Raw genomic sequence first — 18465 nt, 5'->3', positions numbered from 1 at the left:
GAGCGCGAAGGTCTTCGAGATCGATTGCGCCGAGGTGCGCGACCTGGCCGTGCAGGACCTCACGAAGATCAAAGGCCTGCAGAAGGACCTCGACACGAAGCGCAAGGCGATCACGCAGCCGATCGATGCGGCGAAGAAAGCCGTGATGGATCTGTTCCGGGCGCCGACCGATTACCTCGAGCAGGCCGAGGCGCTCCTGAAGAAGGCGATCCAGGGCTACGACCGCGAGCAGGAGCGTCTGCGCATCGCCGAGCAGGCGCGTCTAGAAGAAGCCGCGCGGCAGGAGCGTGCTCGCATGGAAGCCGAAGCTGCCGCGCGTGAAGCTGCGGCGCAGGCCGAAGCCCAGGCGATCCAGCGACAGGCTGAACAGGCTGCGGCGGCTGGCGATGTCGAAGCCGCCGCACGGCTGAACGCCGAGGCCGAGAGCCGCGTCGAGCAAGGCGTCGCCGAGGCGGCCACGCTCCAGCAGACCGCGACGCTGATCACGGCGCCGGTCATTGCCGCGCTTCCGCAAACGAAGGGCATCTCGACGCGCAAGGTATGGAAGGCCGAGGTCAACGACAAGCTCGCACTGATCCGCTATATCGCAGCGCACCCGGAATACGTCGACCTGCTCGACGCCAACATGCCGGCCATCAACAAAATCGCTCTCGCGCTGAAGAAGAACTGCCCGCTCGACGGCGTGCGCGTGTTCGAGGACGACGTGCTCGCCGCGAGGGCTGCATGAACACGTCGAACGACCTCTACCGCCTGGTCGCCGCGATCCGCCACGACGTCGTCACGTGCGCGATCGACCGCGAGCTGCTGAAGCCGGTCTTCGCCGCGTTCGACGGTGGCCAGGTGTGCGCAGTCCCCGAGTACGTCGAGAAGCGCATCCGGCACTGGGCCGGGCGCGTCGCGCAACCGCAGTAAGCCATCCACCACAGGAGCCAGCATGTTCAACCTCGACAACACCCTCGCGAAGATCGTCTCGTGCACGAACGTCAGCGAGAAGCACGGCGCCGAGCGCAAGCCCGCAATCACGATCGGCATGTCCGTCGTCGTGGGCGGTGACGTCCTTGGCGAGTTCGACCCGGCGCTGCGCGCGATGCTGTATCGCAAGCCGCAGCCGAAGCCCGGCGAGCTGCCGATGGAGCACGACGGCCTGACCGAGCTGCGCTTCCCGTTTATGTGCAACCTCGCGTGGGATCGCAAGTATGAAGGGTACCTGCTGCGCTTCCACATCGGCGCGACGGGTACCGAAGACGTGCTGCTGGCCGAGTGCGGCCTGAAGGACATCCGGTTCACCACGCAGGAAGGCGGCTCAGTCGGCGTGCATTTCAAGATCACCGCGCACCCGAAGGACGAGGCAGACCACGGGAAGATCGCGACGCGGCTGCAGCAGGAGATCGGCATCACGCTGACGGCGCCGGACAACTACGTCGATCCGGATTTGTTCGGTGGCGACCACACCGACGTCGATGACGAAGACCGCGATCCATTCGCGGGCAGCGACCTCGCACGCGAAGCGCAGTGACCCACCCGCCGCGCCACACGCGCGGTATCCCGGCTGCATCGGTGGGCGCTCGGATGACGGCTGGGCCCCGTCATAGCACCGACTCGACTCCCGGCGCTTTCATGCTAAACGCTGCCTGATGCGAGCCGAGCGCCCAACCGATGCGGCTGTTCTACTGATTGAGGATGACGATGAGCATGTCTTCGCACCAGAACGCCCGGATGAAAAACGACGAGTGGCTGACGCCGCCTGAATGGCTTCGTGCGCTCGGCGAGTTCGATCTTGATCCCTGCTCGCCAGTGAATCGGCCTTGGGATACGGCACGCGAACATCTCACGATTCTGGACGACGGCCTCACGCGGCCATGGCGCGGTCGGGTCTGGTGCAATCCGCCATTTGGCCGCGAAGCCGTGAAATGGCTACGCCGCATGAACGCTCACGGGAACGGCATCGCGTTGATCCCGGCGCGTACAGAGACAGCGATGTTCTACGAATGCGTGTGGCCGTGCGCCGATTCTGTGTGCTTCGTGCGCGGCCGGCCGCACTTCCACTATGTCGACGGCCGGCGCGCCCCGTTCAACAGCGGCGCACCGATTTGCCTTGTCGCATACGGGCGTGAGAACACGATCGCTCTGCTCGACAGCCAACTCGGCCATGTCGTCGAGACCTGACCACCTGAGGACCACCACCATGAAGACCACCGACAACAACCGCGCAGCCGTCCGCGTATGCGCAATCGCCGACATTGAATGCTCGCGCAACTGCGGCACCGGCGCATGCGAGCGCGAGGCTCGTTACTCTGTCGAGCAGCACGAAGCAGCGCCGGCCGGTGTCGACGCGCTGACGGATCAGCAACTCATCGACATGTGGAGCGCGGGGAATCGCGCCATTCTGAATGGTGCTGGATCACGTAGCGCAGCGACAGCCATGAGAGTCGCAGTCGGAACGTCGGCCGCCCCGCTCGAAGGCACGGGCAATGGGGCGGCGTTCATGGACATCGTGTTCGATGGACCGCCGTCATATCAATCCGGCCGCTTCGTGGAAGTCGAGGATGAGCAAGGACGATCTTTCAATGCAGGCCAGTGGATCGACCGGGGCAACGGCCTATGGGCGCTCCGAATCGCCCGTGCCCCTCGCACTGAGGTGGCGGGAGCGGTGCCGTCCGTCGATCAAATTTGCGCTATCGGCGCCCTTACGTCCCTTGGCGAAGCGATGGGTCACGAGATTATCACCAAGCACGCACGCGATTTTTTGGCTGCTTGCGCGAGAGATAGAAATGGACATCAGCAAACTTAGACGAGCCTACGAAATCGCTCGCAACGCTGGCGACAAGCGGGCCATGGATTTGATCGCCCAAGCTATCAGCTACGCCGTATCCGGCTACGTGGAATACGCGTGGCCGGCCTACAACCAGTATGTGAAGGAGGCAACGTGAAAGAGGAAAGCCACGAAGAAATTTTCGCGCGTCTCGATGCGGCACGCCGGATTATGACTCCGTTTAAGGACTACATCCGCGGCGAGCAACGCAAGCGCGATGATGCGGCGTTCAGGGCGTTTATGGACAAGATTCAGGCGCCAGTCAAGTGATGAGGATGCCAAGGGCTTTGTAGGGATGGGAATGCGCAGATGGTGACTGCGCAGCGACTAGGGAGCATCTACCCGGCCACGGCGAGGCATCGCTCACGGCAACGATCGGCCCGATCAACGATAGGGCGGAAACACGGGTAGGCGTCGGTATAGACGAGGCTAGTAGTTCGAGCCGCGAGCCTCGCACGTATTGCGGCCCACACCGCGCGGCAGCAAGCCGGAACCACACCACCGGCCCCATCCCCACAAAGCCTTGAGGAATACTAAGGAGAACGCCATGCGAGGCTTCTGGGTTCGCCTAAATTTGCTTGTCGCTGCAAACCTGATCGTCGGATCGTGCTGCGCGTACCAGGCCATCCGATACGTCGAGTTGTGCGCGCTGGGGCAGTGATGGACAGAGATGCTTGGAATCGACGCCAGATGACGACGCGCGTACTAGATCGGTGCGACGAATGCGGAAACCTGAAGGACGACGTGAAGCCGCGCGAACACTTCACCGGCTACTTTTTCAGCAAGCGTTGGGAATTGAAGAAAACGTGCTGCGGTGCGTGCTTCGAGATCGCGAAGCAACAGCAGGCGGCTGAGTATGCGGGACTTGGATGCTAGGAGAGCGAGATGAAGATGATTGACCTGCGCCACGTGCGCACAAACGTATGCCTCACCCAGTCCGAACGACTGGAAGCCGAACTGCGCCATACGGGCAGCGCAAACAAAGCGCGGGCGAAACACAAGATTGCATTCCTCGGCAGCCATTGGTTGCTGGCGCCGAACTATGACGGTCGGTATGTGCCGGAGCTGACGAAGAAGGGGGCAGCATGAGCGCAATCGCAAACAAGCGAATTCTTGCCGAGCGTGTCCAGAAGTTCATCAAGAGCAATGACCCAAGCATCGAAGAAATGATTGAGATCATGGATTCGCTCGGAACGGTCTTTGGCGACTGCCTTGGATGCCCCGTAGAAGTGAAGGCAAAAATCACACCTCCACCAATGGAGGCTTTGTGATGAACATCGCAACCATGAACCAGCGCGAACTTCTGGCGCAAATCAACCAAGCATCGAACGCCCGTCGCCGCTACGAACTTGCAGACGGCAACCGCTGGCGCGACGAGAGGCATGCTAGGGAAGCGGTTGGGGCGGAACTAGATGCGCTGGTCGCCGAGTGGCATCGGCGCAACCTCGAATAGGTGTCGCATGACGGACGACGACGATTCATTTTGGCAAGCGCAACAGCAACAAGAGCAGCAGGAACAGGAAGCCGAGGACGCCCTTGGCTGGCATCAACTCTCCGGAGCACAACATGAATGTGTATCAGGCAATCGCGGCAATCGCAGGCGAGATGGCAAAAAACGGCATCTCGAAGGATCGGAAGAATCAGCAACAGGGCTACCAATTCCGGGGCATCGATGATGTGTACAACGCGCTTGCGCCGATGCTGGCCGCACATAACCTCGTTATCCTGCCGCGCATGATTTCGCGCGAAGTAGTTGAGCGCCAAACCCAGAAGGGTGGCGCGCTGTTTTACGTCACGGTCGAAGCGGAATTTGACTTCGTGAGCGCTGAGGATGGCAGTAAGCATACTGTTCGAACCTTCGGCGAAGCGATGGACAGCGCCGATAAGGCAACGAACAAAGCAATGTCAGCGGCCTATAAGTATGCAGCTTTCCAGACGTTTTGCATCCCGACTGAAGGCGATAATGATGCAGATGGTTCGTCGCACGACGTGGCGAGCCGCAAGAATGCGGCAGGGCGGTCGGAATCAACGGCCGCAGATCTGGCAATTGAAGAACAGATGCGATCAGCGGATACGGTGCCTAAATTGGTCGAGATCATGAATGGTCTGACCAAGGAGCAGAAGGCCGCCGCGAATGCGACTTTCAATCAACGCATGAAAGAATTGAAAAAGGCGGCATAACTATGGCATCCGTCAACAAGGTCATTCTCATCGGCAACGTGGGCGCCGATCCCGAGACACGATATCTGCCGAGCGGCGATGCGATCACAAACATTCGCGTTGCCACATCGGACAAGTACAAGGACAAGACTACCGGAGAACCGAAGGACGTTACCGAATGGCATCGGATCGCGTTCTTCGGAAAGCTGGCCGAGATTGTCTCGGAGCACGTCCGCAAGGGTTCGTCGCTGTACGTCGAAGGCAAGATCAAGACGCGCAAGTGGCAGGACAGCAACGGTCAAGATAAGTACTCGACCGAAATCATCGCGGACGTAGTTCAGTTTCTTGGGAGCCGAGAAAAATGAGTCTCAGTCTTTTCGCCATCGCTGGCGAGTATCGCCAACAACTTGATCAGCTCGAACAACTTGGGTTGGATGAGCAGACATTTAAAGACACGCTGGAATCGATTAACGGCGACATCGAGGAAAAATCGATCAACGTCGCCATGTTCGTTCGCAATCTAGAATCCAGCGCAGCCGCCATCGAGACGCAGATTGAAATGATGAGTGAGCGTGCGGCAGCGATCAGAAAGAAAGCGAATCATGTCCGGGACTATCTGCTTTCCAACATGGAGCATGCGAAACTCCAGAAAATCGAATCGCCATTCTTTGTGCTATCGATCCGGAAGAATCCACCGTCGCTGATCGTGGATGACGAGAAAAAGATTCCGCCGTCATTTCTTAAGACGCCAGAACCCCCACAACCGTCGCTCGATAAGGGGGCGCTGAAGGAGGCGCTGAAGGCGGGGCAAGAAATCCCCGGTGCTCGCCTGGAACAAAAAAACAGGTTGGAAATCAAATGACCTCATACATTTTTGACACCGAGACGACAAGCGCGGACGAGCCGCAATTGATCGAGGCGGCGCTACTGACGATGAGCGACGATCTGACCGATCACGCTCCGCGCGATGTGTTCCTGCAACGCTATCAGCCGACCAAGGCAATCAGTTTCGGCGCGATGGCTGTTCACCATATCCTGCCTTCGGATTTGGTCGATTGTCCACCGAACAGCGAGTTCCGTTTGCCTAACGACATGAAGTACATGATCGGGCACAAGGTCGATTTCGATTGGGAAGTCGCGGGTAGGTTGAACGTGAAGCGCATTTGCACGTTGGCGATGGCGCGACGGGTCTGGCCGGATGCCGAGTCGCACACGCTTGGCGCACTTAGCTACATGCTTGGATCGAATCTGGAAGCAGTGCGTCTTGAGCTTCGAGACGCACATAACGCGCTTGCCGATTGCTATCTCTGCGCCCGCGTGCTCTTTGCAATTATCGAGCACTGCGGCGAAGACATGGGAACCTGGGAAGACGTCTATCAGTTCTCGGAGAAGGCGCGTATTCCGACCCATATGTCGTTTGGCAAACACGCGGGCAGGCCAATTGCCGATGTGCCATACGATTATCGAGCATGGTACGCACGTCAACCCGATCCCGATCCGTATCTTCTCAAGGCGTTTGGCCTTCCGGTGCCGAACTAAGCCTCCCTTCCGCGCACCACCCACCCAACACAGGAATAGGCCGACATAAGGGCGGCGTTTCTCCGCAGGGTGGAGTGGTGCGCCTATTTCCCCGTGGTGATTTGGCCCGCTGGTATAGGGGCCGATTTTTTTGCCATTGATGCTGTTCTACTGATTGAGGATGACGATGAGCATGTCTTCGCACCAGAGCGCTCGGATGAAAAACGACGAGTGGCTGACGCCGCCCGAATGGCTTCGTGCGCTCGGCGAGTTCGATCTTGATCCCTGCTCGCCAGTGAATCGGCCTTGGGATACGGCGCGCGAACATCTCACGATTCTGGACGACGGCCTCACGCGGCCATGGCGCGGTCGGGTCTGGTGCAATCCGCCATTCGGCCGCGAAGCCGTGAAATGGCTGCGCCGCATGAACGCTCACGGGAACGGCATCGCATTGATCCCGGCACGCACCGAGACAGCGATGTTCTACGAATGCGTGTGGCCGTGTGCCGATTCTGTGTGCTTCGTGCGAGGCCGCCCGCACTTTCATTATGTCGATGGCCGGCGTGCCCCCTTCAACTCTGGCGCGCCAATTTGCCTTGTCGCATACGGGCGTGAGAACACGATTGCTCTGCTCGACAGCCAACTCGGCCATGTCGTCGAGACCTGACCACCTGAGGACCACCACCATGAAGACCACCGACAACAACCGCGCAGCCGTCCGAGTATGCGCAATCGCCGACATTGAATGCTCGCGCAACTGCGGCACCGGCGCATGCGAGCGCGAGGCTCGTTACTCTGTCGAGCAGCACGAAGCAGCGCCGGCCGGTGTCGACGCGCTGACGGATCAGCAACTCATCGACATGTGGAGCGCGGGGAATCGCGCCATTCTGAATGGTGCTGGATCACGTAGCGCAGCGACAGCCATGAGAGTCGCAGTCGGAACGTCGGCCGCCCCGCTCGAAGGCACGGGCAATGGGGCGGATGAGCGGGCGGCGTTCCAGAAGTTCTACTACTCCCCAGCATGCAAGACCATCGACGAATGCGCGCCGATCAGGGGCGCGAATTATTGCGGCGAACCTGAAGAAGAATTCGCATGGCAATTTTGGCAAGCGGCCCGCGCCCCTCGCACTGAGGTGGCGGGAACGGTATCTGGCGAATGCTTCATCGTCATCGGCCATGGCGAAAGCGATATTCCCGAGGCAAAGATCGTCACGCGCCGCGATGACCTACTAGACGCCGTTCTCGGCATGATGTATGGGTCCGCGTCGGACGCCCCGGCGGATCTACGCGCCGACTATGCGGCAATGCTTTCCGACGAGAACGAGTGGGCGGCCGATACATGGTCCGTTTCATTCGAGATCGGTGGGATCGTCGTTTGGCACGTCGGGCTTCACCCGTTTGCCCCTCAGCCTCCCTCCGCAGATGCAGCGGCAGCGCCGGCAGACGAGCGGGCGGCGTTCAATACCCGAGCATGCGCCGAGTCCCTCAACTCCATGATCACCGACTGGGTGGAAAGCTGCCTGCGCATGGAACTCGACTGGCGCGGCATAACCGACGTTATTGAGAGGCGTCTCGCTCGGTTCACTGCCCGCGCGGCAGCATCGCAGCCCGCAGCAGCAGCGGGGCAAGAGGCGGTGGCGTTCCAGTCACGCGTACAGCCGTGGATGCTCGCGTGCTTCGGTGCCGAGATAGCGGCCGATCGCATCGAGCGCAATCACCGATTCCTCGAAGAGGCGCTCGAACTGGTGCAGGCATGCGGCTGCACGGCCAGCGAGGCGCACCAGCTCGTCGACTATACGTTCGGTCGACCGGTCGGCGAACCGGCGCAGGAAGCCGGTGGCGTCATGGTCACGCTCGCCGCACTCTGCCTCGCGAATTCCTTGGATATGCACGCGGCCGGCGAGACGGAACTCGCCCGTGTCTGGACGAAGGTCGAGCAGATCCGCGCGAAGCAGGCAGCGAAGCCGAAGAATTCGCCGTTGCCGGAAGCCGCTGCGCCCGAGCAGGTCGCCACTCGGCAGGAGCTGACACGCGAGCAACACGGCGTGCTCATGCGACTCGCATGTGTCTTGGAAACCGGGCATGCCAGCAACGGAATTGCCGACGACAACGCTGAGATTTACGCGATGGCACTCCGCGCCCTTCTCGAAGGAGCTAAGCAATGAAGCGCAGATACGTGGACGAATTGCGCTACCAGCGGCGCATTGCCGTCTTGAGCGCGACGCGCGTCAATTCGATTTGCCAAGCGGCGGGGAACATCGAGGCAGCTATCGACATGTGGGGCGTGAGAAAGCGCCATTTATGCAATGCGGTGTCAGAAATTCTTGGTGCTGATGACGAGGCGGCAATTCGTTTGCGTGAAGCATTCGATCAGGAAGGCTATCCGCCGCTTGCAAATTATCTTTCACACACCGGAGCCAAGCATGAGTAAGACGCTGACCATGGAACGACGTGCATCGCTCGAATGGGCTATCGAAACGGCTATCACGTGCGGCTATACATCGGATGCTGATGTGCTTCGCGGGCTGCTCGCTGACATCCTCGCCACCCAGCAGCCGGAGCCGCGAGACGCGGTGACGGATGACTGGATCCGGGTCGACGAGAAATTGCCGCCGTACAACCGCAAGATCGGGACGCATGGCGTCGAGGTGCTGATCTGGCCGGCGATGGAAAGCGGCGAGCGCACGGCGTTCTTCGGGCGCCGCATTAGCCAGAAGCCGATGTTCTATCGCTACGGCGCGCCGGTGCACGGTGTAACGCACTGGATGCCGATTCCTGACGCGCCGGCCGACGCCGCCCGCGCAGGAGAAGGCTAATGACTGAACCGATTCTGACGCTTGAGGAAGTCGAAGCACTCTGGGAGAAGACGCCCAAGTGCATTGACGGCACGTTCAACTTTGTCGGTTTCGCCGCCGCCATCGAAGCCGCCGTGCTGGAGAAGGTTTGTGGGGATCCGGTCGGGATTCTATCCGTTCACCGCTTCCGGAAAATCGACTCGATGGTGAACTGGGACTTCGAGTACACCGGATCGCTGCCCGATGGATCGCACCAACTATACGCCATCACCCGGAGCAAGCCATGAAGATCACCGAGCCAAAACAAAAGCCACGCAAGGTGCGTGAGGGTAGCCGAGAGTGGAAAAGGCGCGAGCAGGAAGTGCTAGCGCTATACGCACCTCGCTTAGTGAATTGCAAGGATTGTGGTAGCCCAAGACACCATCAATATTGCTGCTACTACTGCGGGAGCGGACGATGAAGATCACCGATGACATGCTGACGGAGTGGTTTCCGCCAGAGGTGAAGCCTGTCCATGTTGGCGTGTATCCGGCTCGCATGGAAGTCTATACAGATCGCTTCGGCACGTCTCATCTTGAATTTGGATTTGCCAAATGGGATGGTCAGCGATGGGGTGCTATGCATACCGATATTAAATCGGCGAACGAACTTATCCCCTGGCATGCCGCTTCGCAATCCAAGGCTTGGCGCGGACTCAACAAGGAGCCACAACGTGACTGAGAGAGAACTGAAGCCGCGCCCGTTCTGCGGCAAACAGCCATATGTGGCCGAAGAGATAAATCCTGACGACTGGTGGTACGTCACTTGTCAGACGCCGGGATGCATCTTGCCTTGCGCCGGTGGTCACACGTCAATTGAATCGGCGATCGCCAAGTGGAACAGCCGCACGACGCCCGACAGGGATTCGATCATCGAGGAATGCGCGAAGGTGTGCGAGGAACATGCAAAAACCAGTTACCTGACGGAAGCAGTTACCTGCGCCAGAAAAATCCGCGCCCTCAAGACCGACCCCAATGGAGAGAAGGGATGAGCGACCTCATGTTACTCGGCATTATTCGGATGCCTGGCAGCTCGATAGCCGGCGACTGCGCGGGATTTATGCAATTCGTCTCGGCTGCTCGTGGTGCTGCCGATCGAATCGAGGCTGATGCCAAGGTCATCGCCAAACTTCGCGCCGAACTCGAAGCCCGAGAAGCGGATCGGCGGGATGCGGAGCGGTATCGATGGCTGCGCAGTCAACCGAATGATACGAAAGCGCCGCGCATTGATGTTGTTCTATGGGAAGAAATCGACGAGTCCGCGAATGGCGGATGCGGTCTGCGTATGGACGAACTCGACACTGCCATCGACGCCGCCCTCGCGCAACGACAAGGGGAAGACGATGAGCGGATGGTGTGACCCAAGAACATGGGTGCGAATCACTCATAAGCCAACCGGTGTCATTGCCGAGGCCAGCGGCGGCTGGAAAGCGTCACTCCACAAGCTCAAGGATCAGGCGATGGAAGTCCTGCGTGCGCGAGTTCGTGCACGACAGATGGGCCTTGAGAAACCCACGGAAATCACGCACGACTACGAATTCCCGGAGGGTAAACCGTGGCCGAACGATATCGCGGAATACCGCCGTATCCTTGCTAGTGAGGGAGAACAGAAATGAACCCGATTGAACCAAGCGAGCAATGCCCGAATTGCGGTCAGTATTTCCCTGTTGGCCATTGTCATCACTCATCCACATCAAGCCTGAAGATTGCCGGAGCCGGTTCGTATTCTTCGACACTTTACGGCGTGTGTGAGAACTGCGCTGATACACATCGGCGACGCTTTGATGCTATCAGTCAGAACGAGGCTCGCAAAATCTGAATGCACCGCACGTTTAAAAAAATCCTAGCAATCAGCCGCATGGAGTTTGGTATGCCGCAAGCAACTGACGATTTGAGGGAAGAGTGGACGGATTCGACCGCGCTGGAATGGCTAGCCGGGAATTTCCGATGGCCGGGTGGGATGATCCGAGTTCGGGCCGGTTATATGCCGACTAAGAAAGACTTGCGGGCCATTCAGTATATGTGCGATGAATGGGATTTCGCATACGACGGAGTGCAGTATGAATGAGTCTTGCAAGCATGGCATCCCATGGAAGCACTACTGCGCCCAATGCGAATTCGCGCTGGCGCTTGAAACAGAGGTGCGCCACGGGCGTGAGGTCGATGAGGCGCGGAAGGTGATCGAGGAAGCACAGAAAAGTGAATGGGAGGCGGGTAATGCTCACTGATGACCTGTTAGACGACGAAGGTTATCCAACTGACGAGGCGCTGGATTGCATCGAGCGATGGCCCTATATAGAATCCGAACAGATGTTGGAGTTCGTACGCGGCTTGTGGTCATATCCGCACTTTTGGATCAGAGAAGGCGATACTTTATCCATCTCTACTGGCGGATGGTCCGGAAATGAAAGCTTGGTCAAGGCCATGAAAAATAATCATGCTTTCTGGCATATGTGTTGGGAATCATCCAGGCGAGGTGGGCACTACACATTTGACATGGGCGATTTACGCCGATGCATGGAGATGCTGAGAGCGGCAAAGACCGCATAAATGAGTTCTCGGGGTGATTCTTTGCGAGGACACTATGGCAGCACGACTTATCCCATTATCAGTATGGGCCGATGCGGAGTTTGGAGAACATCGACCGCACCAAAACACACTCTTAAATTGGATTAAGATGGGGCGGATCAGACCCGTTCCTCGCAAGGTTGGTCGCGAGTATTTTTGTCGGCCAGATGCGGAGTACGTTGATCCAGAAGCAGAAAAAATTGAGAGGTTAATACATGGCCGCTAGAAAGCGGGTCGCGAGTCGTCGGAATTGGCCGAAGAACCTATATCAGAATAGTAAGGGATATTACTGGTACAGGAACCCGGAGACCAAAAAGACATTCGGACTCGGGACTGATTTTAAACTCGCGGCGGCTCAGGTCAATACGGCGAATGCTGAGATGCTGCGCCGCGCTGGGGCCGTCAGCCTGATCCATCGGATTGACGGGGGCACGCTCACGCTGAGCGCATGGTGCGACAAGTATCTCGAAAGGTTTCAGCAGTCCGATAAGGCTTTGAATACGATCAAGGCCGTCCAGACCCAAATTCGTGCCATTAAGGCTGCGCCGTTTGCCAACCAGGCGCTGATGAAGGTATCGACACGAGACATCAGCAGCTATATCGAAGGCATCACGGAAAACCGCGGCGCGACGATGGCGGCCAAGATCCGCAGTCGCCTACAGGACGTATTCCAGTCCGCCGAAGCTGCTGGGCATATCGAACTAGGCAAGAATCCAGCCGCGCCGGTCAAGGCGCCTACGGTTGATGTCGCGCGCGATCGCCTGACGCTCGATGACTTCAAAGCCATTATCGCAAAGACGCGAGAGGATCCAACACGGTGCTGGGCGGCGAACGCCTTTGAACTAGCATTACTGACCGGTCAGCGTCTCTCGGATATTGCAACGATGAGATTCGATCAAGTGAAGGAGGGCTTTTTGTGGGTTGAGCCCATCAAGAGTCAAGGCAAGGTCAAGCTCAAAATTCCCGTGGCGGTTGGCCTCTCCGGAGTGGGGCTGACGATAGAGGGTGTAGTCAAGCGATGTCGAGATCAGGTTGTGTCAAAGCACATGGTGCATTTTGTTCATCAGCGCGGCAGCGTGAAACCCGGAAACAAGGTCTATCACGACACCATCAGCAAGACTTTTGCGGAGATGCGCGACGAAGCCAAGATAACTGGGCGCGAAGGAAGGAACCCACCATCGTTCCACGAGATCCGCTCACTGGCGATTCGGCTGTATTCGGACGAGTATGGGCCAGCGTTCGCGCAGGCTCTTGTGGGTCACAAGTCGGCCGAGATGACGGCTCTATATCGGGACAATCGGGGGCGCGAGTGGATGGAAGTGAAGGCGGGGCAGGCCAAATAATTTTGGATCGATTTTGGACGGTTTTGGATATTTGACTCCGAAACCCCGCCATATAAGGCGATTCGGACACAGCACCATGCTCCACTGGAACACGGGCCGGCGGCCGAAGCGGTCGGCGAGCAGGCCGGCGACGGCCGCGCCGAGCACCATTCCGAAGAAGCTCGCGCTCGCGACGAGGCCGGCGGCCGCGGTCGACAGCCCGAACTCCTTGCGGATCGAGCCGAGCACGAACGTCATCGTGCCAAGGTCGACCGAGTCGAAGAAGAACGCGATCGCGATGATGAAGAAGATCCGCTTGTGATAGCCGGAGAACGGCAGGCGTTCGAGCCGGGCGGCGGCGGAGGCGGGAGCGGTGGCGGCGGGCATGGCGTCCTCTGAAATGAAAAGGGGCCGCGAAGCGCGTGCTTCGCGGCCCCGATGCTTCATCTTCAGTAGACGCGACCACAAAATGCCGCATCAGAGGAAAAGCGCCACCTGCTTGCCCAAATGCGTCATCGGCAGCAGTGCGGGATGCGGCCGTCTTGCGTCAATTCTTCAGCTTGTAGCCGGTGCGGAACATCCACGCGACGATCGCCAGCAGGATCACGAGGAACAGCGACGTCGCGCCGAGGCTGACGCCCACGTGCACGTCGGCGATCCCGTAGAACGACCAGCGGAAGCCGCTGACCAGGTAGACGATCGGGTTGAACAGCGTGACGACGCGCCACGCGGGCGGCAGCATGTCGACCGAGTAGAAGCTGCCGCCGAGGAACGTGAGCGGCGTGATGATCAAGAGCGGCACGAGCTGCAGCTTCTCGAAGCTGTCGGCCCAGATGCCGATCACGAAGCCGAACAGGCTGAACGTGACCGCCGTCAGCACGAGGAACAGCACCATCCAGAACGGATGCAGGATGTGCAGCGGTACGAACAGGCCGGCCGTGGCGAGGATGATCACACCGAGCAGGATCGACTTCGACGCGGCCGCGCCGACGTACGCGATCACGATCTCCCAGTACGACACGGGCGCGGAGAGAATCTCGTAGATCGTGCCGGTGAAGCGCGGGAAGTAGATGCCGAACGACGCGTTCGAGATGCTCTGCGACAGCAGCGACAGCATCACGAGGCCCGGCACGATGAACGAGCCGTAGCCGATGCCGTTCACGTCGCTGATGCGCGAGCCGATCGCGGAGCCGAACACCACGAAGTACAGCGACGTGGAGATCACCGGCGCGATGATGCTCTGCATCAGCGTTCGGCGCGTGCGGGCCATTTCTGCGCGGTAGATCGCGCGGATTCCATGCAGGTTCAAGTGTCAGGCTCCTTGCATGCCGTTGCGGCGGTTGTCGATCAGGCTGACGAAAATGTCCTCGAGCGAGCTCTGCGTCGTGTGCAGGTCGCGGAAGCCGATGCCGGCCGAGCCGAGCGCGTTGATCAGCTTCGCGATGCTCGCGTCGTCACGCTGCGAGTCGTACGTGTAGACGAGCGCGGCGCCGTCGGCCGCGCGTTCGAGCCCGAACGGCGCGAGCGCGGGCGGCACGTCCGCGAGCGGATGCTCGAGCTGCACGGTGAGCTGCTTCTTGCCGAGCTTGCGCATCAGCTCGTGCTTCTCCTCGACGAGCACGAGCTCGCCGCCGAGGATGATGCCGATCCGGTCGGCCATCTCCTCGGCTTCCTCGATGTAGTGCGTGGTCAGCAGGATCGTCACGCCGTTGTCGCGCAGCGAATCGACGAGCTTCCACATGTCGCGGCGCAGCTCGACGTCGACGCCGGCCGTCGGTTCGTCGAGGAACAGGATGCGCGGCTCGTGCGACAGCGCCTTCGCGATCATCACTCGGCGCTTCATGCCGCCCGAGAGCGTCATCAGCTTGTTGTCGCGCTTGTCCCACAGCGACAGCGCCTTCAGCGTCTTCTCGATGTACGCGGGATCGGGCGCCTTGCCGAACAGGCCGCGGCTGAACGACACGGTCGCCCAGACGGTCTCGAACGCGTCGGTGGTCAGTTCCTGCGGCACGAGGCCGATCATTTCGCGGGCCGCGCGGTAGTGATCGCGGATGTCGTGGCCGCCGACCGTCACGCGGCCTTCGGTCGGCGTGACGATGCCGCAGATCGAGCCGATCAGCGTCGTCTTGCCGGCGCCGTTCGGCCCGAGCAACGCGAAGATCTCGCCGGGGCGGATGTCGAGGGTCACGTGCTTCAGCGCCTGGAAGCCGGACGCGTAAGTCTTGGAGAGGTCGGAGACGGAAAGGATCGGTTGCATGCTCACGGATGGGGCGGCCGGCCGGCGCGACGGCGTGCGCCGCACGTGCCCGGCGTCGCCGCCGCTGCGAAGCGGCCGGGACCGGGGACGGCATGGCGAACGGGCGTCATGTCGAACGGCGTTGTGGTGCGGGATCGCAGGATCGCCATATTAGCAATCGGTAGATGGAAATGCATTCTCGTGGAAAGGGCGTGGGTTGCTGGTGCTGGATTTGCATGAATTGACTGTGCATCGCTGAATAACGCGGCGATTTATTTGTGGTGCGCGAACAATTTGAGTCATTTTCGGCGAACCGGGCTGCGATCGTGTTTCCGCTCGGTGGCGGCGCGGCCGGCCGGCCGACTGTGCCGCCCGAAGGCCGTCGCGCCGTACCGGGACGGCGTGCGCGGCGCTCGCGATAATGCGTTTCTTTCATCGTTTACGGAGCGGCGCGCATGTCTTTGGTCGATTTCAAATCCGTGGCGGCGGCGCAGGCCGTCGCATGGAAATCCACGATCGTCGGCGAGGTCGGGCCGGCCAGGATCAAGGTGCTGCGCATGGATGCGCAGGCTTACGAAGCGGAAGTGCACGACTACAACGAAGGCCTGCTGGTGCTCGACGGCCGGATGATGCTCGAGGTCGCAGGCGAGACGATCATCGTGGAGGCCGGGCAGATGTACCTCGCGCGCGCCGGTGTGTCTCATGCGGTGCTGCCGGGCAGCCACGGCACGCTCGCGATCATCGACGTGTAAGGTTGCGCCGCAACATGCAGGCGGGCGGCTGAGGCCCGGCTGGCTTGGCCGGGCGCGGATTGGCGGCCGCCATTCAAACGCGTGTTATGCCGCCCGGGTATTTGTCTGAGCAAATAAATTGAAGGCTGTTTGAAAATCTGTCAAATACCGTGTAAACGCTAGGATGGCGTGGTTTCGGTCGTTTGGAACTCTGCATCCATTTACTTGTGGGTATCGTCCGATCATAGTCTCCACCAACGACGCATCACGATAACGAATCAAGCGTACGGATGGAGACCCATACATGAGACGCCTATCCGCGGGGCCAGTCGGACTGCCGTTTCCCGTTTTTTCGCTGAATGCAGGCGCGATGCCGATTGCGTACCTGCGTTGTCCTGTCGCCGTGTAGCGGCGAACCATTTCCCGTTTCGATCGTTCTCACGGCGCCGTGCCGCATCACGGCGCCGCGGGAGAGCGCTTGCCTGCCGCCGCGGCGTGTGCCGCATGTGCCTGACCGGCATCGCGGCTGTCTTGCGCGCACCGTCATGCGCCGCGCTTTCGTGCCGCGGCGCGATACCAACCGGCGGGCCATGCAGCCTGTCCGGACGAGACTTGTCGTACCTGAAAAGGAGGGGTTGATGATTTGCATTCCTGAATGGCGGAAGGCGATTCTGTCGTGCGCGGTACTGGCGCTGCCGTTCGTTGCCGGTTGCGGCGGCGGCGACGATCCGGGGCCGATCAACGTGCCGCAGTGCTCGGGCAGCGCATGCGGGCCGAGCGGGGCCGAAACGACGCCGCCGGTCGTGACGAAGCTGTGTCCGGACGCGCTCGATTACACGACGACCTATACGGGCGGCGCAGGTAGCGGCGAGTACGTGAAGGTGAAGTTCGATACCACGAAGCTCACCTATCAGATGCAGTTCCTGGAATCGTCGGTGCCGACGTCGGCAGGGCAAGTCAACAATACCCGCGCGGGCTTGACGATCAGCGGCGCATTCCATCATCCGACCACGCTCCCGACGGCCGAGCAGAACCGCTGCGCATTCGTGCTCGACAGCGGCGCGACGAGCGACGGTGCGTATTCGGTGACGATCAACCGTGCCGATCCGCCGATGCTGTTCGTCGGCAATGGCGTGGTGGGCGGGGGGATTCCGGGGGCGACGATTGCGTTCGCCGGTCTTGAGCCGTTCCCGGGCGTCGTGCTTGGCGTCGTGCCGTCGCGCACTTTCGATTTCTATCCGTTCATCGGCTTCACCAACACCGAAACGGACTTTACGAAAGTGGCGGGTAACTACAACGAACTCGGGATCCACCTGTCGCCGGTCGGCGGAAACGCGCAGAGCAGCGCGGGGGCCGTCGGCTGGCAACCCGATGTCGTCAACTGGAACCAGACGTTCAATGCCGACGGCTCGTGCACCATCACGGCAGGCAGCGACTACTCGTGCCAGACCACAGGAACGCCGTGGGCGTTGCGCAAGAACGCGGACGGCTCGTCCGACAACGTGTTCGTGAGCAATCCCGTGGCGACCGCGGGCGGCGTGCCCATGTATCCGCTCGCGGGGCAGGGGTCCGCGATCGTGATTGCCGCACCTAGTCAGGCGAAGGGCATCATGATCGTCGGCAAGTTGAACGGCGTACTGGTGCCGATCGTGATTCGCGTGGGTTACACGCATATCGACGCGAGCAACCTCCTGGCATCGGTCGCTGACGCCGAGGTGGGAATCTCGATGCTGTCGCGGACCGCCGCCGTCGCGGCCAATTCGCTGAAGGGTGGCTTCATAGGCGCAACGAGCGCTTCAGCGTGCGGTATCGTGGCGCCCAGCACTGCCACGTTTGCGATCGCGACGTCCGGACCGAGCTTCAACAACAACATCCCGCATCCGGATCTGCCGGGCACCTTCGACGGCACCTTCTTCCTGGCACAGGCCGGCAGTTGCAACGACGGCACGGCTGTGTCGACGATGGCCGCGAACTATACGTCGACGCTGTTCCAGGGGGCTACCGCGGCATTCATCGATCCGCAGACGTCATCGGTGACCTCGCAGTTCGGGCTCGACTACACGCAGGCGACACCCGGCAAGATCAAGGTCACGGCCACGCAGAACTTCAACGCGAAGGGCGCCGGCGGCGACGTGGCGATCTTCAAGAAGGGCGATACGGGCTGGATCGTGAAGGCCGGCAACGTCTACGCGATGGTCGTCAACAACAGCCAGGTCAATCCGTTCTTCACGGTCGGCGCATTCGTCCAGTAACACTGCATTGAACATGTAACACCGGCGGCGCAT

General features: G+C 60.2%; 29 protein-coding genes and 2 pseudogenes. 28 read left to right on the top strand and 3 right to left on the bottom strand.

Annotated features, from left to right (window positions below):
* Positions 1-34: 34 nt before the first annotated feature.
* The 26 genes and pseudogenes from QZM35_RS17340 to QZM35_RS17220 all read left to right on the top strand — a co-directional run bounded on the left by QZM35_RS17340 (position 35) and on the right by QZM35_RS17220 (position 13234).
* Positions 35-727 (top strand): hypothetical protein, encoded by a 693-nt coding sequence (locus tag QZM35_RS17340; RefSeq protein ID WP_301776468.1) that lies wholly within the window; start codon positions 35-37, stop codon positions 725-727.
* Positions 724-912, top strand: coding sequence for a hypothetical protein (locus tag QZM35_RS17335; protein WP_301776467.1), 189 nt, complete (start codon positions 724-726; stop codon positions 910-912). Before QZM35_RS17340 ends, QZM35_RS17335 begins: the two co-directional genes overlap by 4 nt.
* A 22-nt stretch (positions 913-934) precedes the next feature.
* Positions 935-1516, top strand: a complete 582-nt coding sequence (locus tag QZM35_RS17330) for a hypothetical protein (protein ID WP_301776466.1) — start codon at positions 935-937, stop codon at positions 1514-1516.
* Between the two features lie 176 nt (positions 1517-1692).
* Positions 1693-2166: a DNA N-6-adenine-methyltransferase gene (locus QZM35_RS17325; protein ID WP_301776465.1), complete on the top strand. Its 474-nt coding sequence runs from the start codon at positions 1693-1695 to the stop codon at positions 2164-2166.
* A 19-nt stretch (positions 2167-2185) separates the two neighbouring features.
* Positions 2186-2791 (top strand): hypothetical protein, encoded by a 606-nt coding sequence (locus QZM35_RS17320; protein WP_301776464.1) that lies wholly within the window; start codon positions 2186-2188, stop codon positions 2789-2791.
* Positions 2772-2930 carry a hypothetical protein gene (locus QZM35_RS17315; RefSeq protein ID WP_301776463.1) on the top strand — a complete coding sequence of 53 codons (159 nt, stop codon included), beginning with the start codon at positions 2772-2774 and terminating at the stop codon, positions 2928-2930. The genes QZM35_RS17320 and QZM35_RS17315 overlap by 20 nt, the downstream gene beginning before the upstream one ends.
* A complete protein-coding gene (locus QZM35_RS17310; RefSeq protein ID WP_301776462.1) occupies positions 2927-3082 on the top strand; it encodes a hypothetical protein in 156 nt (51 codons plus the stop codon). Before QZM35_RS17315 ends, QZM35_RS17310 begins: the two co-directional genes overlap by 4 nt.
* A gap of 615 nt (positions 3083-3697) precedes the next feature.
* Complete coding sequence (locus QZM35_RS17305) at positions 3698-3901, top strand: hypothetical protein (RefSeq protein WP_301776461.1); 204 nt, start codon at positions 3698-3700, stop codon at positions 3899-3901.
* The gene (locus QZM35_RS17300) at positions 3898-4083 is read left to right on the top strand and encodes a hypothetical protein (protein ID WP_301776460.1); all 186 of its coding nucleotides are present in this window, start codon (positions 3898-3900) and stop codon (positions 4081-4083) included. Before QZM35_RS17305 ends, QZM35_RS17300 begins: the two co-directional genes overlap by 4 nt.
* A complete protein-coding gene (locus QZM35_RS17295; protein ID WP_301776459.1) occupies positions 4083-4265 on the top strand; it encodes a hypothetical protein in 183 nt (60 codons plus the stop codon). The genes QZM35_RS17300 and QZM35_RS17295 overlap by 1 nt, the downstream gene beginning before the upstream one ends.
* Before the next feature lie 113 nt (positions 4266-4378).
* Positions 4379-4993, top strand: a complete 615-nt coding sequence (locus tag QZM35_RS17290; RefSeq protein ID WP_301776458.1) for an ERF family protein — start codon at positions 4379-4381, stop codon at positions 4991-4993.
* A gap of 2 nt (positions 4994-4995) precedes the next feature.
* Positions 4996-5331, top strand: a pseudogene (gene ssb, locus QZM35_RS17285) (single-stranded DNA-binding protein); the annotation flags it as partial.
* 2 nt (positions 5332-5333) lie between these two features.
* Complete coding sequence (locus QZM35_RS17280; protein WP_301776457.1) at positions 5334-5834, top strand: siphovirus Gp157 family protein; 501 nt, start codon at positions 5334-5336, stop codon at positions 5832-5834.
* On the top strand, positions 5831-6511 hold the full coding sequence (locus QZM35_RS17275; RefSeq protein WP_301776456.1) for a DUF3820 family protein: 681 nt from the start codon (positions 5831-5833) through the stop codon (positions 6509-6511). The genes QZM35_RS17280 and QZM35_RS17275 overlap by 4 nt, the downstream gene beginning before the upstream one ends.
* A gap of 196 nt (positions 6512-6707) precedes the next feature.
* A complete protein-coding gene (locus QZM35_RS17270; protein ID WP_301776455.1) occupies positions 6708-7157 on the top strand; it encodes a DNA N-6-adenine-methyltransferase in 450 nt (149 codons plus the stop codon).
* A 19-nt stretch (positions 7158-7176) separates the two neighbouring features.
* Positions 7177-8655: a hypothetical protein gene (locus QZM35_RS17265; protein WP_301776454.1), complete on the top strand. Its 1479-nt coding sequence runs from the start codon at positions 7177-7179 to the stop codon at positions 8653-8655.
* The gene (locus QZM35_RS17260) at positions 8652-8921 is read left to right on the top strand and encodes a hypothetical protein (protein ID WP_301776453.1); all 270 of its coding nucleotides are present in this window, start codon (positions 8652-8654) and stop codon (positions 8919-8921) included. The genes QZM35_RS17265 and QZM35_RS17260 overlap by 4 nt, the downstream gene beginning before the upstream one ends.
* A complete protein-coding gene (locus tag QZM35_RS17255) occupies positions 8914-9306 on the top strand; it encodes a DUF551 domain-containing protein (RefSeq protein WP_301776452.1) in 393 nt (130 codons plus the stop codon). Before QZM35_RS17260 ends, QZM35_RS17255 begins: the two co-directional genes overlap by 8 nt.
* Positions 9306-9572 carry a hypothetical protein gene (locus QZM35_RS17250; protein WP_301776451.1) on the top strand — a complete coding sequence of 89 codons (267 nt, stop codon included), beginning with the start codon at positions 9306-9308 and terminating at the stop codon, positions 9570-9572. Before QZM35_RS17255 ends, QZM35_RS17250 begins: the two co-directional genes overlap by 1 nt.
* A gap of 169 nt (positions 9573-9741) precedes the next feature.
* On the top strand, positions 9742-10005 hold the full coding sequence (locus QZM35_RS17245) for a hypothetical protein (protein ID WP_301776450.1): 264 nt from the start codon (positions 9742-9744) through the stop codon (positions 10003-10005).
* Entirely contained in the window at positions 9998-10315 is a 318-nt protein-coding gene (locus tag QZM35_RS17240) for a hypothetical protein (protein ID WP_301776449.1), read from the top strand. Before QZM35_RS17245 ends, QZM35_RS17240 begins: the two co-directional genes overlap by 8 nt.
* Positions 10312-10683 carry a hypothetical protein gene (locus tag QZM35_RS17235; RefSeq protein WP_301776448.1) on the top strand — a complete coding sequence of 124 codons (372 nt, stop codon included), beginning with the start codon at positions 10312-10314 and terminating at the stop codon, positions 10681-10683. The genes QZM35_RS17240 and QZM35_RS17235 overlap by 4 nt, the downstream gene beginning before the upstream one ends.
* 13 nt (positions 10684-10696) lie before the next feature.
* On the top strand, positions 10697-10939 hold the full coding sequence (locus tag QZM35_RS17230) for a hypothetical protein (RefSeq protein WP_301776447.1): 243 nt from the start codon (positions 10697-10699) through the stop codon (positions 10937-10939).
* A gap of 203 nt (positions 10940-11142) precedes the next feature.
* Positions 11143-11391, top strand: a complete 249-nt coding sequence (locus QZM35_RS17225) for a hypothetical protein (protein ID WP_301776446.1) — start codon at positions 11143-11145, stop codon at positions 11389-11391.
* 516 nt (positions 11392-11907) lie between these two features.
* Entirely contained in the window at positions 11908-12117 is a 210-nt protein-coding gene (locus QZM35_RS38175; protein ID WP_367620791.1) for an excisionase, read from the top strand.
* Positions 12107-13234, top strand: a complete 1128-nt coding sequence (locus tag QZM35_RS17220) for a tyrosine-type recombinase/integrase (protein WP_301776445.1) — start codon at positions 12107-12109, stop codon at positions 13232-13234. Before QZM35_RS38175 ends, QZM35_RS17220 begins: the two co-directional genes overlap by 11 nt.
* A gap of 72 nt (positions 13235-13306) precedes the next feature.
* On the opposite strand, the pseudogene QZM35_RS17215 reads toward QZM35_RS17220, so the two are convergent.
* The 3 genes and pseudogenes from QZM35_RS17215 to QZM35_RS17205 all read right to left on the bottom strand — a co-directional run.
* Positions 13307-13600: pseudogene (locus tag QZM35_RS17215) on the bottom strand (MFS transporter); the annotation flags it as partial.
* 160 nt (positions 13601-13760) lie between these two features.
* Positions 13761-14522 (bottom strand): ABC transporter permease, encoded by a 762-nt coding sequence (locus tag QZM35_RS17210; RefSeq protein ID WP_083266168.1) that lies wholly within the window; start codon positions 14520-14522, stop codon positions 13761-13763.
* 3 nt (positions 14523-14525) lie between these two features.
* Positions 14526-15470: an ABC transporter ATP-binding protein gene (locus QZM35_RS17205; protein ID WP_089433141.1), complete on the bottom strand. Its 945-nt coding sequence runs from the start codon at positions 15468-15470 to the stop codon at positions 14526-14528.
* A 434-nt stretch (positions 15471-15904) separates the two neighbouring features.
* Here QZM35_RS17205 and QZM35_RS17200 point away from each other — a divergent pair, with 434 nt between their 5' ends.
* On the top strand, positions 15905-16201 hold the full coding sequence (locus tag QZM35_RS17200; RefSeq protein ID WP_089426814.1) for a cupin domain-containing protein: 297 nt from the start codon (positions 15905-15907) through the stop codon (positions 16199-16201).
* Positions 16202-16818: 617 nt separating this feature from the next.
* Positions 16819-18432: a DUF2957 domain-containing protein gene (locus QZM35_RS17195; protein ID WP_089433140.1), complete on the top strand. Its 1614-nt coding sequence runs from the start codon at positions 16819-16821 to the stop codon at positions 18430-18432.
* The last annotated feature ends 33 nt before the right edge of the window (positions 18433-18465 follow it).

Origin of the sequence: Burkholderia sp. AU45274 (genome assembly GCF_030482505.1) — a bacterium.
Lineage (GTDB): Bacteria > Pseudomonadota > Gammaproteobacteria > Burkholderiales > Burkholderiaceae > Burkholderia.
The sequence above is the reverse complement of the archived record's forward strand: the minus strand, read 5'-3'. Positions and strand labels throughout refer to the sequence as shown.

Bases quoted from the DNA above. Each gene is read 5' to 3' on its own strand.
- QZM35_RS17335 (WP_301776467.1), top strand. From the start codon at position 724: ATGAACACGTCGAACGACCTCTACCGCCTGGTCGCCGCGATCCGCCAC.
- QZM35_RS17330 (WP_301776466.1), top strand. From the start codon at position 935: ATGTTCAACCTCGACAACACCCTCGCGAAGATCGTCTCGTGCACGAAC.
- QZM35_RS17325 (WP_301776465.1), top strand. From the start codon at position 1,693: ATGTCTTCGCACCAGAACGCCCGGATGAAAAACGACGAGTGGCTGACG.
- QZM35_RS17320 (WP_301776464.1), top strand. From the start codon at position 2,186: ATGAAGACCACCGACAACAACCGCGCAGCCGTCCGCGTATGCGCAATC.
- QZM35_RS17315 (WP_301776463.1), top strand. From the start codon at position 2,772: ATGGACATCAGCAAACTTAGACGAGCCTACGAAATCGCTCGCAACGCT.
- QZM35_RS17305 (WP_301776461.1), top strand. From the start codon at position 3,698: ATGAAGATGATTGACCTGCGCCACGTGCGCACAAACGTATGCCTCACC.
- QZM35_RS17300 (WP_301776460.1), top strand. From the start codon at position 3,898: ATGAGCGCAATCGCAAACAAGCGAATTCTTGCCGAGCGTGTCCAGAAG.
- QZM35_RS17295 (WP_301776459.1), top strand. From the start codon at position 4,083: ATGAACATCGCAACCATGAACCAGCGCGAACTTCTGGCGCAAATCAAC.
- QZM35_RS17290 (WP_301776458.1), top strand. From the start codon at position 4,379: ATGAATGTGTATCAGGCAATCGCGGCAATCGCAGGCGAGATGGCAAAA.
- QZM35_RS17280 (WP_301776457.1), top strand. From the start codon at position 5,334: ATGAGTCTCAGTCTTTTCGCCATCGCTGGCGAGTATCGCCAACAACTT.
- QZM35_RS17275 (WP_301776456.1), top strand. From the start codon at position 5,831: ATGACCTCATACATTTTTGACACCGAGACGACAAGCGCGGACGAGCCG.
- QZM35_RS17270 (WP_301776455.1), top strand. From the start codon at position 6,708: ATGAAAAACGACGAGTGGCTGACGCCGCCCGAATGGCTTCGTGCGCTC.
- QZM35_RS17265 (WP_301776454.1), top strand. From the start codon at position 7,177: ATGAAGACCACCGACAACAACCGCGCAGCCGTCCGAGTATGCGCAATC.
- QZM35_RS17260 (WP_301776453.1), top strand. From the start codon at position 8,652: ATGAAGCGCAGATACGTGGACGAATTGCGCTACCAGCGGCGCATTGCC.
- QZM35_RS17255 (WP_301776452.1), top strand. From the start codon at position 8,914: ATGAGTAAGACGCTGACCATGGAACGACGTGCATCGCTCGAATGGGCT.
- QZM35_RS17250 (WP_301776451.1), top strand. From the start codon at position 9,306: ATGACTGAACCGATTCTGACGCTTGAGGAAGTCGAAGCACTCTGGGAG.
- QZM35_RS17245 (WP_301776450.1), top strand. From the start codon at position 9,742: ATGAAGATCACCGATGACATGCTGACGGAGTGGTTTCCGCCAGAGGTG.
- QZM35_RS17235 (WP_301776448.1), top strand. From the start codon at position 10,312: ATGAGCGACCTCATGTTACTCGGCATTATTCGGATGCCTGGCAGCTCG.
- QZM35_RS17225 (WP_301776446.1), top strand. From the start codon at position 11,143: ATGCACCGCACGTTTAAAAAAATCCTAGCAATCAGCCGCATGGAGTTT.
- QZM35_RS38175 (WP_367620791.1), top strand. From the start codon at position 11,908: ATGGCAGCACGACTTATCCCATTATCAGTATGGGCCGATGCGGAGTTT.
- QZM35_RS17220 (WP_301776445.1), top strand. From the start codon at position 12,107: ATGGCCGCTAGAAAGCGGGTCGCGAGTCGTCGGAATTGGCCGAAGAAC.
- QZM35_RS17205 (WP_089433141.1), bottom strand. From the start codon at position 15,470: ATGCAACCGATCCTTTCCGTCTCCGACCTCTCCAAGACTTACGCGTCC.
- QZM35_RS17200 (WP_089426814.1), top strand. From the start codon at position 15,905: ATGTCTTTGGTCGATTTCAAATCCGTGGCGGCGGCGCAGGCCGTCGCA.
- QZM35_RS17195 (WP_089433140.1), top strand. From the start codon at position 16,819: ATGATTTGCATTCCTGAATGGCGGAAGGCGATTCTGTCGTGCGCGGTA.